Here is a 12954-nt window from a genome sequence, read left to right on the forward strand (position 1 = left end):
CGCATGCCGGCATTTCGTTTCGAAGCAATCGATGCGGCGGGCAAAGCGCAAAAAGGCGTGCTCGACGCGGACAGCGCGCGCGGCGCCCGCACGAATCTGCGTTCGCAGGGACTGACGCCGCTCGTCGTCGAACCGGCGGCCACGCGAACGCGGGGTGAGCGAAATCAGCGTTTGTCGTTGGGACGGCGTCTGTCGCAGCGCGAACAGGCCATTCTCACGCGCCAACTGGCGAGCCTGCTGATCGCGGGTCTGCCGCTCGACGAAGCGCTCGCGGTGCTGACCGATCAGTCGGAACGCGATTACATTCGCGAACTGATGGCGTCGATTCGCGCGGAAGTGCTCGGCGGCCATTCGCTCGCCAATGCGCTGACGCAGCATCCGAAAGACTTCCCCGAGATTTATCGCGCACTCGTCGCGGCGGGCGAGCATACGGGCAAGCTTGGTCTGGTGTTGTCGCGTCTGGCCGACTATATCGAGCAAAGCAATGCGCTGAAACAGAAGATCGTGCTTGCGTTCACTTACCCGACCATCGTCACGCTCATCGCGTTCGGTATCGTCACGTTTCTGTTGAGCTACGTGGTGCCGCAAGTCGTGAACGTGTTCGCCAGCACCAAGCAGCAACTGCCCTTCCTCACCATCATGATGATGGCGCTGTCCGGCTTCGTGCGGCATTGGTGGTGGGCGGTGCTGATCGGCGTGTTCGCGCTGTCGTACATGGTGCGCTCGATTCTTAAGCAGCCTGGTCCGCGTCTCGTTTTCGACCGCTGGCTGCTCACCGCGCCGCTGCTCGGCAAACTCGTTCGCGGCTACAACACCGTGCGTTTTGCGAGCACGCTAGGCATTCTGACAGCCGCTGGCGTACCGATTCTGCGCGCGCTGCAAGCCGCTGCGGAAACCCTCAGCAACAACGCGATGCGCGGCAACATCGACGATGCGATCGTGCGGGTACGCGAAGGTACGTCGCTGTCGCGCGCGCTCGGCAATACGAAGACGTTTCCGCCGGTGCTGGTGCACCTGATCCGTTCAGGCGAAGCCACCGGCGATGTGACGACCATGCTCGACCGCGCAGCCGAAGGCGAAGCACGCGAGCTGGAGCGCCGCACGATGTTCCTGACGAGCCTGCTGGAGCCGTTGCTGATTCTGGCGATGGGGGGCGTGGTGCTGGTGATCGTGCTGGCGGTGATGCTGCCGATCATCGAGTTGAACAACCTCGTGCAGTGATGCGGTAACGCGAAACGAGGCCGGGTTGCGCGGCGAATTGCGGCTGACGCAGCCGCGCAACCGGTTGAAGCGAACTAGCTGAAGCAGGGGTAAAAAGCAGGCGGCCCAAAGCAGCAAGGCCGCCTGACTTTAGCGGACGTAAATGGTAGGACCGGCTGCGTTGGCCGGCAGGAATACTTCGGAATGCGCGCCATTGCGGTCGATGATGATCGAGCGGGCGCGGACTTCGGAAAGTTTGGCTCCCTGCATCAACGCGCTGCCGAGCGACACGGCATGCGGCGGTTCACCGCCCACGCTGACGATCGCCGCGGCGCCTTCCTGCAAAGCGAGGATGCCGAACAGATGCACGTCCTGATTGACGCTGCGCGTGAGCTGGCCGCCGAACAGCGTGGCGGCCTGGTCGGTCGAGACCTGAGCGTGCGCAGCGGCCGCGGGCAACGGCGCGCCGGACAGGGTGGAAAGTGTGATGACCCAGTAGGTCAGCGTCGCGCAAAAAACGGCGAACAGCGCGAGCGACAGAAGGCGGATTTGGATGGCGTTCATGCGTACATTGTACGGACTATTGTGAAAATTGCGTTGGGTTGAATCCCTTCAATACCATGACATTAAAATGACCGGCTGGGCCTGTCCAATGGCACCCTATTAGCCACGAGACGCATTCTGACCAGTCAAAATTTCACCTGAAAAGAGGTAGCAAGCTATGCAACTGTCGACCACTCGCCGCACTGAAATCGCGGGTTCGCGCAGCCGTCTGCAACGAGGTTTCACGCTGATCGAAGTGATGGTCGTGATCGCGATTCTGGGCATTCTGGCCGCGCTGATCGTCCCGAAGATCATGAGCCGTCCCGATGAAGCACGCCGCGTCGCCGCCAAGCAGGACATCGGCACCGTCATGCAGGCGCTGAAACTCTATCGCCTCGATAACGGCCGTTATCCGAGCCAGGAGCAAGGTCTGCGCGCGTTGATCGAAAAGCCCGCTACCGATCCGGTGCCGGCCAACTGGAAAGACGGCGGTTATCTCGAACGTCTGCCGAACGATCCGTGGGGTAATGCCTATCAATATCTGAATCCGGGCGTGCACGGCGAGATCGACGTGTTCAGCTACGGCGCGGACGGCAAGGCAGGCGGCGAAGGCAACGATGCCGACGTCGGCTCGTGGCAATAAGCGGCCTTAACAGCCACGTTTTTCATGCGCGCGAACCAGCCTTCGGGCACGCAGCCCAGCGGCGCGGTTCGCGTGTTCTGTCGATGCGTTTTTGTCTGACTCCCAGTTGATCGTTGATGGCCGGCTCTATGCGTATGTCCGCTTGCAAGTCCCGTGTGGACACTCCGTGTACGGCCCCGTTGCCGCGCGCGGCGAGTGCCGCCGCGCGTCGCTCGCGTGATCCGCGCAATCCGGGCAACTCGCGTATGAGCGGCAGCGGCCGTCGCGCCGCAGGTTTCACGCTGCTCGAAATGATGGTCGTGCTCCTGATCGCCGGCATCCTCGTGTCCCTCACCGCATTGACGATGACCCGCAATCCGCGCACCGATCTGAACGAGGAAGCGCAGCGTCTAGCGCTGCTGTTCGAATCGGCGGGCGACGAAGCGCAGGTGCGCGCAAAGCCCATCGCGTGGCAGCCGCTCGATAACGGCTTCCGTTTCGATCAGCGCACCGAAGACGGCTGGCGTCCGCTGCGCGACGAACTGCTCGGTCCGCGTAACTGGGAAGGCGGTGTGACAGGTGTCACGATCAGCTATCCGGGGTCCGATTCGCATCCGCACCGCATCGTCTTCGGCACCGAGGCGATCGACGTGCCGGTGCAGATCACGCTGTTTTCGGCAGCCGGGAGCGCGACGATCGTCGGCACCGGCAATGGCCGCTATGAGGTGCGCTGAGATGCGTCGTTGCAGCAGTTTGAATCGCACTGGTTACTCCGGGCGCACGCAGCGCGGCTTCACGATGATCGAAGTGCTGGTTGCGCTTGCGATCATCGCGGTGGCGTTGTCGGCGTCGTTGCGCGCGGTCGGCAGTCTCGCGAGCGGCGAAGCCGATCTGCACAAGCGTCTGCTCGCCGGCTGGAGTGCGGACAACACGCTCGCGCAGTTGCATTTGACGCACGCGTGGCCGAGTGTCGGTTCGACCAGCTTCGAGTGCTCGCAAGGCAACCTGCAACTGATGTGTACCGAAAATGTGACGTCGACGCCGAATCCGGTGTTTCGTCGAGTGGAAGTGATGGTGACGATGCCTGGGCGTTCCGGCAATCTCGCTCAGATGGTCACGGTGGTCGCGAATGAAAACAACCGCTCGCTCTGAGCGCCGCCGCCGATCGGGCGCGCACGGCTTCACGCTGATCGAACTGCTGGTCGCGATTGCGATCATGGCGGTGATTGCCGTGCTGTCGTGGCGCGGTCTCGACCAGATCATCCGCGGCCGGGAAACCATTACGAACGCGATGGAAGAGGAGCGCGTATTCGCGCAACTGTTCGACCAGATGCGGATCGACGTGCGCCACGCCGCATCGGACGACGAATCGGGCCAGGCGGCGGTGTCGCTATCGGGCAACGTGCTGCAGGTGGTCCGCGAGATGGTGTTGCCGGGCACCGCGCCGCGTTTGCAGGTGGTGCGCTATCGGGTGTCCAATGGACGCGTGACCCGTTATGCGTCGCCGCCGCTGGGCAATGTCGGCGACCTGCGGCGCGCGTTGCGCGGCACCGAAGGCGACGGTTGGTCCGCGATACCGCTGATGGGCAACGTCACGTCGATTTCTGCGCGGCTGTACGTGCCGAAAGTCGGCTGGACCACGCAGATGAAAGACGTGCAAAGCGCGATCACCGAGGCCGACAATAATCTGAAGGTGCCGCAACTGGGCAATGCGCCTTTGCCGCGTTCGGTGACGGGGCTGGAAGTGAGCGTGTCGGCGAAGGCGCTTGCGCGCCCCGTCACGCGGGTTTTCCTGGTCGGAGAATGAAATGAAATTCTCTTGGTTGTCTGCGCGACGGGTTGTGCGTGCCCTGCCCTCTGGCTTCGGTCAGACGCGGGCGCCCGCCTCTACCCGCGCATCCGGCAGACGGAAAACCCGCAAAGCATCGTCGCCTGCGCAACAGAAAGGCGCGGCGATCATCAGTGCGCTGCTGGTCGTCGCGTTGTCGGCGATTCTGGTGTCGGGCATGCTCTGGCGCCAGCAGGTACAGATCCGGCGAATCGAAAATCAGCGGCTGCTTTCGCAGGCGCTCTGGGTGTCGCGCGGCGCACTCGACTGGACGCGGCTGATTCTGCGTTCCGAAGGCGATACGTCGGCGGGCATCACGTATCTCGGCGGCTTGTGGGGCGTGCCGATTGCGAAGACCCGTTTGTCCGACTTCCTTGGACAGATCGGCGAAGTCCGCGCTGAGCAAGGTGCGGAAACGTATCTTTCCGGTTCGATCGAAGACGCGCAGGCGAAATTCAATCTGCGCAATCTGGTGTCGAGCCCCGCGCCCGGCGTGCTGCAACTGAACACCGAGCAGATCAGCGCGTATCAGCGTCTGCTCGTGTCGCTCGGTGCGAACAGCCAGCTCGCGAAGAACACCGCAGTGCAGGTGCGCGCGAGCCTCGCGCAATCGGCGACCCGCTTCCAGACGGTCACGTCCACGTCCAGTTCGTCGACCACCACCACGTCGACGAACACAGCGGCCCAGGCGATTCAGGGCGGCGCCACCGGCGGCGGCAACTTCACCGACAAACCCGGTATCGACGACGACAACGACAAAGGCGGTACTCCGCTGCAAATGACCAGCGTCGACTCGCTGCTCGACATCCCCGGCTACACGCCGGAAATGGTCGCGCAATTGCGCCCTTTCGTGACCATTCTGCCGACCGCGACGGCGGTCAATATGAATACCGCATCGGCCGAAGTGATCTCGGCGATCGTGCCTGAAATGAACCTGTCGCAGGCGCAGGCGTTCGTCGCGCGCCGGCAGACGGTGTTTTTCCATAATGTCGGCGACGTGACGCTCGCGCTGACCGGTTCAGGCGTGCAGTCGGCTGCGGTCGATCCGAGCGAAATGGACGTCACCACCAGCTACTTTTTGATTCATGGCCGCGTGCAGCACGAGCGCGCCGAAGTGGACCGCACGACGCTCGTCTATCGCGATGCATTGACTCATACAACGCGTATCGTGCGGGTACAAGACCAACTATGAATAACGCAATTCCCAGAGAGAGTGGCCTTTGAGCACGCTGATCGTCCTATTGCCGCCGCGTGATCCGGCGGTGCCATCGCAGGAATGGCAACTGCCGGAGTTGCCGTTCGTCCTGCTCGACAAATCGGGCCGCACCCAGCGCGCCGGCCGTTCGGCGCTCGCGCTGCTGCCGCGCGCGAACCTGACGGTGCTGATGGTCGCCGCCCGCGACCTGCTGATGATGCCCGCGACGCTGCCGCCGCTGCGCGGGCCGAAGCTGCGTCAGGCGCTGCCCAATGTCGTCGAGGATCAACTGATCCAAGACCCGCAAACCTGCCATATTGCCGTCGATCCGCAGCCGGTCGCGGGCGGAAAGCAGTTGCTGGCGATCATCGATCGCGGCTGGTTCCGTTTTATCGTCGAAGCGTTCTCGACGGCGGGGCATCGCAGCCTGCGCGCGGTGCCGGTGACACGCTGTCTGCCGCAAGCTGCCGCCGCGCTCGACCTACCCGTCGAAGTCGCGGAAACGGTCGGCGGGGGCGAGCCGGTCATGGCGTCCGGCGTGGCGACCTCGCTGCCGGGTGTGGCACCCGTGGTTGCGCCAGGTTTGGCATCGGTCACGCCGATGGTGGCCGCCGTCCTCGGCACCGTGGTCCAGACCGCGCCCGCGATGCTGCTGGAAGGTATGGTCGAAAGCACCACGCCGCGTGTCGAACTCGCGATTGCCCGCGGCGTGCAGGGCGAAGGGCTGGCGGTCCCGGCGACGGCGGTGAACGCGACACTCGGCGCATTGGCCGGCGCGGCGCCGATCTCGCTGTATATGCTCACCGAAGTGCCCGGCAATGAGCCGAGCCTGTCGCCAAATAGTCCGGCGCGGCTTGCGGCGCATATCCACGGTGCGAGCCCGCTGCCGTTCGAGCAACTGGCGCGGCGTGCGTTGGAATGCCGCTTCGACCTGTGCCAGTTCGAATTCGCATCGCAGCCGTGGCGGCTCGACCGGGCGACTCTGCGCCGTCTGCGTCTGCCGATTGTGCTGGCCGTTGCGGCGCTGGTGATCGCGATCATCGGCGCGAACGTGCAGTGGCTGATGCTTTCGCGTCAACGCGACGCGATCAATACGCAGATGACCGAGTTGCTGCTCAACACTTTCCCGAAGACAACGGTCGTGCTCGACGCGCCTGATCAGATGTCGCGTCAATTGCAGCAGTTGCGGGTCGCTGCCGGTGAATTGTCGCCGGACGATTTCCTGTCGCTGGCCGACGGGCTTGCGCGTTCGATGTCGCCGGTACCGGTCAACGGCATTGCCGGTCTCGACTATCACGACCGCCGGCTCGACGTGACCTTTAAACCCGAGGTCAAGCTCGATCCCGACTTCGCGAAGCGCCTTGCGCGCAACGGGCTGAGCGGTTCGATCGACAGCAATACGGGCAAGTGGACCATCAGGAACGGACAATGAAAGCTGAACTCGCTCAAACATGGGCCGGATTCTGGGACCAGCGCACCGAGCGCGAAAAAGCCATTCTGGCGTGGGGCGGCGGCGTCCTGGCTGTGGTGATCGCGTGGTCGGTGTTGTGGGCGCCTGCGCAGGATGGCCGCTCGCATCTGCGTGACACGCTGCCGAGCCTGCAACGGCAGCTCGCGCAGATGACCGCCGAGTCGAACGAAGCACGCGCGTTGTCGGCGGCGGGTCAAGGTGTGGCGCCGACCGGCGCGGCGCTCAAGGACGCGCTCACCGCGTCGCTCGGCGATCACGGCCTGGCCGCGACGCAGGTGCAGGTGATCGGCAACGCGGTGCAGATCCAGATGAAGAACGCGTCGTTTCCAGCGTGGACGAGCTGGGTCGACGACGCGCGCAAGCAATTCAAGGTGCAGGTCGCCGAGGCGCACATCACCGCGCTCAAGGAAGACGGCCAGGTGGATCTGACGGCGTCGTTGCAGCCGTCGACCGCTAAATAACCGCGCCTCCACGGGATCTCGCATGAATTACTGGATGCGGCGCCTGCGCGTCGCGCTGCCCTGGCTGGTGGTCGCGGTGCTGTCGAACGCGGTTGTGATGCTGACGTTGTTGCCGGCCGCGTGGATCACCCCGCAGTTCGCGAAACAGACGCGCGGGCACGTCAATCTCGTCGATCCGGCCGGTTCGCTCTGGCACGGCTCTGCCACGCTGATGCTCGCCGCCGGTTCCGACATGAGCGCGGCGACGCTGCTGCCTGGGCGGATCGAATGGACTACGTCGTTCTGGCCGTTGTTCACCGGCCGCGTGCGCATGACCATGCGGCACAGCGAGGCGATGCCCGACCCGATTACCGTCGACGCCACGCTGCGCACGGCGACCGTGACGCCCGGCGCGATGGCCGTGCCGGCTTCGCTGCTGGGCGGTTTGGGCGCGCCGTTCAACACGCTCGATCTGCAGGGGAACGTGCAGTTGTCGTGGTCCGACTGGCGCACTTTCAATCGGGAAGCGTTCGGTCAGTTGACCGTGACGTTGAACGACGCCAGTTCGCGGATCTCGCTGGTCAAGCCGCTTGGCTCGTATCGCGTGCTGTTTCAGGCGCAGGGTGCATCGTCCACGCTCGATCTGACGACCATGAAGGGGCCGCTGATGCTAAGCGGCAACGGCACGGTGTCGGCGGCGTCGACTTCGTTTCACGGCGTGGCCAGCGCTGCGCCCGAGGCGCGCGATAACCTCGCGGGCTTGCTGAATCTGCTGGGGCGGCCGACTGGGCCGGGTACGGTGGCGCTGACTTTCGTGCACTGAAAGCCGGGCGAGCACGCGTTGCTCGATCGTGATGAAAAAATAGGCATGACCGCAATGTGCGGCCATGCCTATTTTGCTTTTGCGACCGGCATTCCCGGCGGCCGCTGTGCTTATTGGTTCTGAACCTGCTGCGGCACCGCCCCGCTCTGCGCGACGGGCGTAGCCGACGACGTCGGCAACGGCGCCGGTGCGGCCACATCGCCGGTTTCGCGGTTCATTTGCGACACGTCCCAGCCGCCGCCCAACGCCTTCACCAGACCGACCGACGACACCATCCGTTCACCCGCAATCGTCTCGAGCTTCTGCTCGGCCGTGAACGCCGTGGTCTGCGCGGTCAGCACGTTGACGAAGCCGACCGTGCCCGCCTTGTACTCGTTCGTCACGATGGCGAGCGCCTGACGCGCCGAATCCACCGCTTGCCGCTGCACGACGATTTCCTGTTCGAGGATGCGTTGCGACGCGAGGTTGTCTTCGACATCCTGGAACGCGGTCAGCACCGTTTGACGGTAGGTTGCGACGTCCGCGTCATACGTGGCGCGCGCTGCGTCGGTTTGCGCCTTGCGCAGACCGGCGTCGAAAATGGTGGCCGCGAGTTGCGGACCGAGCGTCCAGAAGCGCGACGGCGCGGTCAGCAATTGCGAAAACACGGAATTCTCGAAGCCGCCGCTCGCCGACAGGGTCAACGACGGAAAGAACGCGGCAATTGCGACGCCGATTTGCTCGTTCGCCGCCGCCGCCTTGCGTTCCGCCGATGCGATATCCGGCCGGCGTTCGAGCAATGCCGACGGCATTTGCGCGGGCACGGCCGGCGGCGTCGCGGTAAGCGGGCTAGGCGGAATCGAGAACACCGAAGCGGGCACGCCGACCAGCACGGCAATGGCGTGCTCGTCCTGGGCACGCTGCACGCCGTTGTCGATGGCCGATGCCTGCGCCGATTGCAGTTGCGTTTGTGCCTGAATCACATCGGAACGCGCCGCGACGCCCTGCGCGTACTGGTTCTGCGTGAGTTGCAACGTCTTCTGATAGGCCACGACGGTGTCGTCGAGCAGCTTCTGCGTGGAATCGAGCGCACGCAACGAGAAGTAGGTTTGAGCGAGCGTGGCCTGCGCGGAAAGACGCGCGTTCGCCAGATCGGCAGCCGCTCCCTGTTGCCCGGCCTTCTGCGCGTTGACCGTCCGCGTGACCGAGCCCCACAGATCCGGCTCCCAGCTTGCATCCAGTTGCACGTTGAAGCTGTTGCTGACGCCGGAGCGGCTGGTGCTCGAGCTTCCGGTGGACGACACGCCCGTGCCCGAGCGCGTTGCGCCCGCCGATGCACCGATGGTCGGGAAATACGCCGCCCGCGCCTCGCCGACCAGCGCGCGTGCCTGCCGGTAAGCGGCGGCATATTGCGCGATGGTCTGATTCGCGGCGTTCAGCTTGTCTTCGAGCGCGTTGAGCTGCGGATCTTCGTAAATGGTCCACCAGTCGCCGCGATCGTGCTGATCGGCCGGTTGAGCCACTTTCCAGCCCGGTGCGGCTTCCTTGAACGACGCCGGAATCTCAGCGTCCGGCCGCTTGTAGTCGGGGCCGACAGCGCAGGCCGCGAGCAATACAGCGAGTGCCGCCGATACCGCGATAGTCAGGGCGCGAGGCGCAAACGGCCTCGCGCGCGAGAGTCGATCAGACTGCATGCAATGAATTCCTTCTGGACGCCACGATGCGGCCGATGGCAGCACCGTCGGCCGGGCGAGATCTTGGTCTGCCGGAATGTTAGCGTATGAGCCCGCGAGCGCGGGAAACTGAAAGGGTAATGCGAGGAAGAGTGCAGATGTGTTACTTGGGCAGCCGCGATGGTTACGCGTTGTTACTGCCGCGAGCGTTAAACCCGTGATTCCGTCGACGTTGCCTGACGGGCCTGCTTGCCCGCTGCTGCGCGACACGGCGCATCGCCGCGTGCCTGGCACGCATTGGCCGGGGCGACAGCGCTCGAGGGCGCGAGACTCGACGTCAACAACGGCGTTTTGACCTTGCCCATTTCCGAAGCGGCCTTGACGCCCTTCCGTCCCCGCCGATGCTCGATCCACGCCATGACCACCACCCCGACCGATCCACCTGGCAACACGAACAGCACGGCGAAGAGCGCCAGTTTCCACCAGCGGTGCGGGCCTTGAAAGCTGTTCAGCGCGGAATCGGTCAGTGAGCGGCCCAAGCCGCCAAGGGTGTTTTTGAGGTACAGCATGGGAAATCCTTTTTGCGCGTCGCGCTTGCGACATGCGCGTCAGCGACGTGCGGAAAATCGGTCAGAACATGGTCTCGGGTGGCGCGGATCGCGCGTAACTCGTTGCCTGTCATAATATTGACTATGCAATCAAATTTCAAGATACTTCGCCCTATGGATGGCGGCGCTGTTGTTTTTCAGTCGTCCATCCAGCGTCGATGAAATTTGACTTGCCTGCTTAGGCAGCTAAACTCCGTTTGCTTGCCGATGTTCCGGAAACACAATGACTGATGGCCCCTACAACGCGGACACGACTCCTCTGGAGTCGAGCCTCGGCTACTACCTGACGAAAGCGCGCAACGTGCTGGTCGAACGAACCGATCGCGCGGTTGCGCCGCTCGGTCTCACGGCGCAGCAGATCGGCGTGATCGTCATGCTGTCGTCGCGGCGCGCGAGCACGCCGTTCGAACTGTCGCGCGCTATGTCGTATGACAGCGGATCGATGACGCGTCTGCTGGATCGCCTTGAAAAGAAAGGCTTTGTGGTGCGCACGCGGAGTGACGCCGATCGTCGGATGGTGAAGCTGGAACTGACGCCGCAAGGTGATGAAGCCGCGCGCCAGTTGCCCGGTCTGGGTGCGGCAGTGCTGAACGAACAGTTGCGCGGATTTTCCGCCGCCGAGCATGCAACGCTGATCGATCTGCTCAGCCGTTTCATTGCAAATGGACTGGATGGGCCGTCAGGCATGTGCTGCGGATTTGAGCCGACAGCGGCGTCAGAACAGCAGTCGCACGAAAATTCACCCGCAGGGTTATCGCCGGAATAAGGCGAGCAGTACCGATGGTCAAAGAGGCGCTTTCAAGAACGCCATTGTTTGAAGATATCTGTCTGGGCAGAGGGTGATCCGGCATGTAAGCACGCCATTCGTCAGGCGTGAGAAGACTGCCGTGACAAGCTTTCCCGATTGAGGAGAAAAAATATGGATGCCACGGCTTCCGCTGCCACGCTGCCCGCCGCCGAACCTGCGCCGCTAAAGGGCGGAGCGCTCGCGTTACTTACCGTCGGCCTGGCCCTGGGCACCTTCATGGAGGTGCTCGATACGTCGATTGCGAACGTCGCCGTGCCGACCATTTCCGGCAGCCTCGGCGTCGCGACCAGTCAGGGCACGTGGGTCATCTCGTCGTATTCGGTGGCGTCGGCGATTGCCGTGCCGTTGACCGGCTGGCTCGCGCGGCGGGTCGGCGAGGCAAAGCTGTTCACGCTCTCCGTGCTGCTTTTCACGATCGCGTCGGCGATGTGCGGTTTCGCGCAAAACTTCGAATCGCTGATCGGGTTCCGGCTTCTGCAAGGGCTCGTTTCCGGGCCGATGGTGCCGCTTTCGCAGACTATTCTGATGCGCTCCTATCCGCCGGAGAAACGCGGCCTTGCGCTCGGGCTCTGGGCGATGACCGTGATCTGCGCGCCGATCTTCGGTCCCGTGATGGGCGGGTACATCACCGATAACTACACGTGGCCGTGGATTTTCTATATCAACGTGCCGATCGGCGTGTTCTCGGCGGTGTGCGCGTACATCCTGCTGCGCGGCCGCGAGACGAAAACCAGCAAGCAGCGTATCGACGCAGTTGGCCTTGCGCTGCTCGTGATCGGCGTGTCGTGCCTGCAGATGATGCTCGACCTCGGCAAGGACCGCGACTGGTTCAACTCGACGTTCATCGTCACGCTCGCGGTGATCGCGGTGGTGTCGATTGCGTTCCTGCTGGTTTGGGAAACGACGGACAAGGAGCCGATTGTCGATCTCTCGCTGTTCAAGGACCGCAATTTCGCGCTCGGCGTGGTGATCATTTCGTTCGGCTTCATGGCGTTCTTCGGGTCGGTCGTGATCTTCCCGTTATGGCTTCAAACCGTGATGGGCTACACGCCGTGGCTCGCAGGGCTGGCGACCGCGCCGGTCGGTTTGCTCGCGCTGGTGCTGTCGCCGATGATCGGCAAGAACATGCATCGGCTGAATTTGCGGATCGTGGCGAGCTTCGCGTTCATCGTGTTTGCGTTCGTGTCGTTCTGGAACTCGACTTTCACGCTCGACGTGCCGTTCAATCACGTGATCTGGCCGCGTCTCATACAAGGGATCGGCGTGGCCTGCTTCTTCGTGCCGATGACGACCATCACGCTTTCAAGCGTGTCGGACGAGCGGCTGGCGAGTGCGTCGGGTTTGTCGAACTTCTTCCGGACGTTGTCGGGTGCAATCGGCACGGCGATCAGTACGACATTCTGGGAGAACGACACGATCCACCATCACGCGATACTGACCGAGTCGGTCAATGTGTATTCGGCGAACACCAACGCGTATAAGGATGCACTGGCAAGCCTCGGTCTTTCCGGCGACGGCCTCACCGCGCAGTTGAATCAGACCGTGACCGCCCAGGCTTACATGCTGGCGACCAACGACTTCTTCCGCATTTCCTGCGCGGCGTTTCTGGTGCTTGCGGTGCTGGTCTGGATCACGAAGCCGCGCAAGGGAGCGGGGCCTTCGATGGGGCATTGATACGCTAATGCGTTTGATGCGCGTGATGCATCAACGCGTGAAGAAGACAGGCGCGCACAAGTGAGATTTTTCCTCACATGTTGCGCGCCT

The 12954-nt window shown here is 63.4% G+C and carries 14 protein-coding genes; 11 read left to right on the top strand and 3 right to left on the bottom strand.

Annotation, left to right across the window (positions count from 1 at the left end; translation table 11 throughout):
* The first annotated feature begins 3 nt into the window (after positions 1 to 3).
* Positions 4 to 1221: a type II secretion system inner membrane protein GspF gene (gene gspF, locus BLS41_RS01250; protein WP_074762577.1), complete on the top strand. Its 1218-nt coding sequence runs from the start codon at positions 4 to 6 to the stop codon at positions 1219 to 1221.
* 129 nt (positions 1222 to 1350) lie between these two features.
* Here gspF and BLS41_RS01255 read toward each other — a convergent pair whose 3' ends face one another.
* A complete protein-coding gene (locus tag BLS41_RS01255) occupies positions 1351 to 1764 on the bottom strand; it encodes a type II secretion system protein N (protein ID WP_074762578.1) in 414 nt (137 codons plus the stop codon).
* A gap of 157 nt (positions 1765 to 1921) precedes the next feature.
* On the opposite strand from BLS41_RS01255, the gene gspG reads away from it, so the two are divergent.
* From gspG to BLS41_RS01295, 8 genes are all read left to right on the top strand, one after another.
* The gene (gspG, locus tag BLS41_RS01260; protein WP_074762579.1) at positions 1922 to 2386 is read left to right on the top strand and encodes a type II secretion system major pseudopilin GspG; all 465 of its coding nucleotides are present in this window, start codon (positions 1922 to 1924) and stop codon (positions 2384 to 2386) included.
* Positions 2387 to 2502: 116 nt separating this feature from the next.
* Positions 2503 to 3099, top strand: a complete 597-nt coding sequence (locus BLS41_RS01265) for a GspH/FimT family pseudopilin (RefSeq protein ID WP_143026195.1) — start codon at positions 2503 to 2505, stop codon at positions 3097 to 3099.
* A 1-nt stretch (position 3100) separates the two neighbouring features.
* Entirely contained in the window at positions 3101 to 3517 is a 417-nt protein-coding gene (gene gspI, locus BLS41_RS01270) for a type II secretion system minor pseudopilin GspI (RefSeq protein ID WP_074762581.1), read from the top strand.
* Positions 3495 to 4172 carry a PulJ/GspJ family protein gene (locus BLS41_RS01275; protein ID WP_074762582.1) on the top strand — a complete coding sequence of 226 codons (678 nt, stop codon included), beginning with the start codon at positions 3495 to 3497 and terminating at the stop codon, positions 4170 to 4172. Before gspI ends, BLS41_RS01275 begins: the two co-directional genes overlap by 23 nt.
* A gap of 1 nt (position 4173) precedes the next feature.
* Positions 4174 to 5385, top strand: a complete 1212-nt coding sequence (gspK, locus tag BLS41_RS01280; protein WP_083379919.1) for a type II secretion system minor pseudopilin GspK — start codon at positions 4174 to 4176, stop codon at positions 5383 to 5385.
* Between the two features lie 28 nt (positions 5386 to 5413).
* Positions 5414 to 6820, top strand: a complete 1407-nt coding sequence (gene gspL, locus BLS41_RS01285; protein WP_074762583.1) for a type II secretion system protein GspL — start codon at positions 5414 to 5416, stop codon at positions 6818 to 6820.
* Positions 6817 to 7320 (top strand): type II secretion system protein M, encoded by a 504-nt coding sequence (locus BLS41_RS01290; RefSeq protein WP_074762584.1) that lies wholly within the window; start codon positions 6817 to 6819, stop codon positions 7318 to 7320. The genes gspL and BLS41_RS01290 overlap by 4 nt, the downstream gene beginning before the upstream one ends.
* A 22-nt stretch (positions 7321 to 7342) precedes the next feature.
* Positions 7343 to 8122, top strand: coding sequence for a type II secretion system protein N (locus BLS41_RS01295; protein ID WP_074762585.1), 780 nt, complete (start codon positions 7343 to 7345; stop codon positions 8120 to 8122).
* Positions 8123 to 8232: 110 nt separating this feature from the next.
* Here BLS41_RS01295 and BLS41_RS01300 read toward each other — a convergent pair whose 3' ends face one another.
* Together BLS41_RS01300 and BLS41_RS01305 are read right to left on the bottom strand one after the other, a co-directional pair.
* A complete protein-coding gene (locus BLS41_RS01300) occupies positions 8233 to 9795 on the bottom strand; it encodes an efflux transporter outer membrane subunit (protein WP_074762586.1) in 1563 nt (520 codons plus the stop codon).
* A gap of 188 nt (positions 9796 to 9983) precedes the next feature.
* Entirely contained in the window at positions 9984 to 10343 is a 360-nt protein-coding gene (locus BLS41_RS01305; protein WP_074762587.1) for a hypothetical protein, read from the bottom strand.
* 262 nt (positions 10344 to 10605) lie between these two features.
* Between BLS41_RS01305 and BLS41_RS01310 the strand changes: the two genes are divergently transcribed.
* Together BLS41_RS01310 and BLS41_RS01315 are read left to right on the top strand one after the other, a co-directional pair.
* Positions 10606 to 11148 carry a MarR family winged helix-turn-helix transcriptional regulator gene (locus BLS41_RS01310; protein WP_074762588.1) on the top strand — a complete coding sequence of 181 codons (543 nt, stop codon included), beginning with the start codon at positions 10606 to 10608 and terminating at the stop codon, positions 11146 to 11148.
* Between the two features lie 153 nt (positions 11149 to 11301).
* Complete coding sequence (locus BLS41_RS01315; protein WP_074762589.1) at positions 11302 to 12864, top strand: DHA2 family efflux MFS transporter permease subunit; 1563 nt, start codon at positions 11302 to 11304, stop codon at positions 12862 to 12864.
* The last annotated feature ends 90 nt before the right edge of the window (positions 12865 to 12954 follow it).

It is taken from the genome of Paraburkholderia fungorum, assembly GCF_900099835.1.
In the GTDB taxonomy this organism is placed as follows: Bacteria; Pseudomonadota; Gammaproteobacteria; order Burkholderiales; family Burkholderiaceae; genus Paraburkholderia; species Paraburkholderia fungorum_A.

Coding starts and splice junctions, on each gene's coding strand:
- BLS41_RS01265 (WP_143026195.1), top strand. CDS start 2,503: ATGGCCGGCTCTATGCGTATGTCCGCTTGCAAGTCCCGTGTGGACACT.
- gspK (WP_083379919.1), top strand. CDS start 4,174: ATGAAATTCTCTTGGTTGTCTGCGCGACGGGTTGTGCGTGCCCTGCCC.
- BLS41_RS01300 (WP_074762586.1), bottom strand. CDS start 9,795: ATGCAGTCTGATCGACTCTCGCGCGCGAGGCCGTTTGCGCCTCGCGCC.
- BLS41_RS01310 (WP_074762588.1), top strand. CDS start 10,606: ATGACTGATGGCCCCTACAACGCGGACACGACTCCTCTGGAGTCGAGC.
- gspG (WP_074762579.1), top strand. CDS start 1,922: ATGCAACTGTCGACCACTCGCCGCACTGAAATCGCGGGTTCGCGCAGC.
- BLS41_RS01275 (WP_074762582.1), top strand. CDS start 3,495: ATGAAAACAACCGCTCGCTCTGAGCGCCGCCGCCGATCGGGCGCGCAC.
- BLS41_RS01290 (WP_074762584.1), top strand. CDS start 6,817: ATGAAAGCTGAACTCGCTCAAACATGGGCCGGATTCTGGGACCAGCGC.
- BLS41_RS01315 (WP_074762589.1), top strand. CDS start 11,302: ATGGATGCCACGGCTTCCGCTGCCACGCTGCCCGCCGCCGAACCTGCG.
- BLS41_RS01305 (WP_074762587.1), bottom strand. CDS start 10,343: ATGCTGTACCTCAAAAACACCCTTGGCGGCTTGGGCCGCTCACTGACC.
- BLS41_RS01295 (WP_074762585.1), top strand. CDS start 7,343: ATGAATTACTGGATGCGGCGCCTGCGCGTCGCGCTGCCCTGGCTGGTG.
- BLS41_RS01255 (WP_074762578.1), bottom strand. CDS start 1,764: ATGAACGCCATCCAAATCCGCCTTCTGTCGCTCGCGCTGTTCGCCGTT.
- gspI (WP_074762581.1), top strand. CDS start 3,101: ATGCGTCGTTGCAGCAGTTTGAATCGCACTGGTTACTCCGGGCGCACG.
- gspF (WP_074762577.1), top strand. CDS start 4: ATGCCGGCATTTCGTTTCGAAGCAATCGATGCGGCGGGCAAAGCGCAA.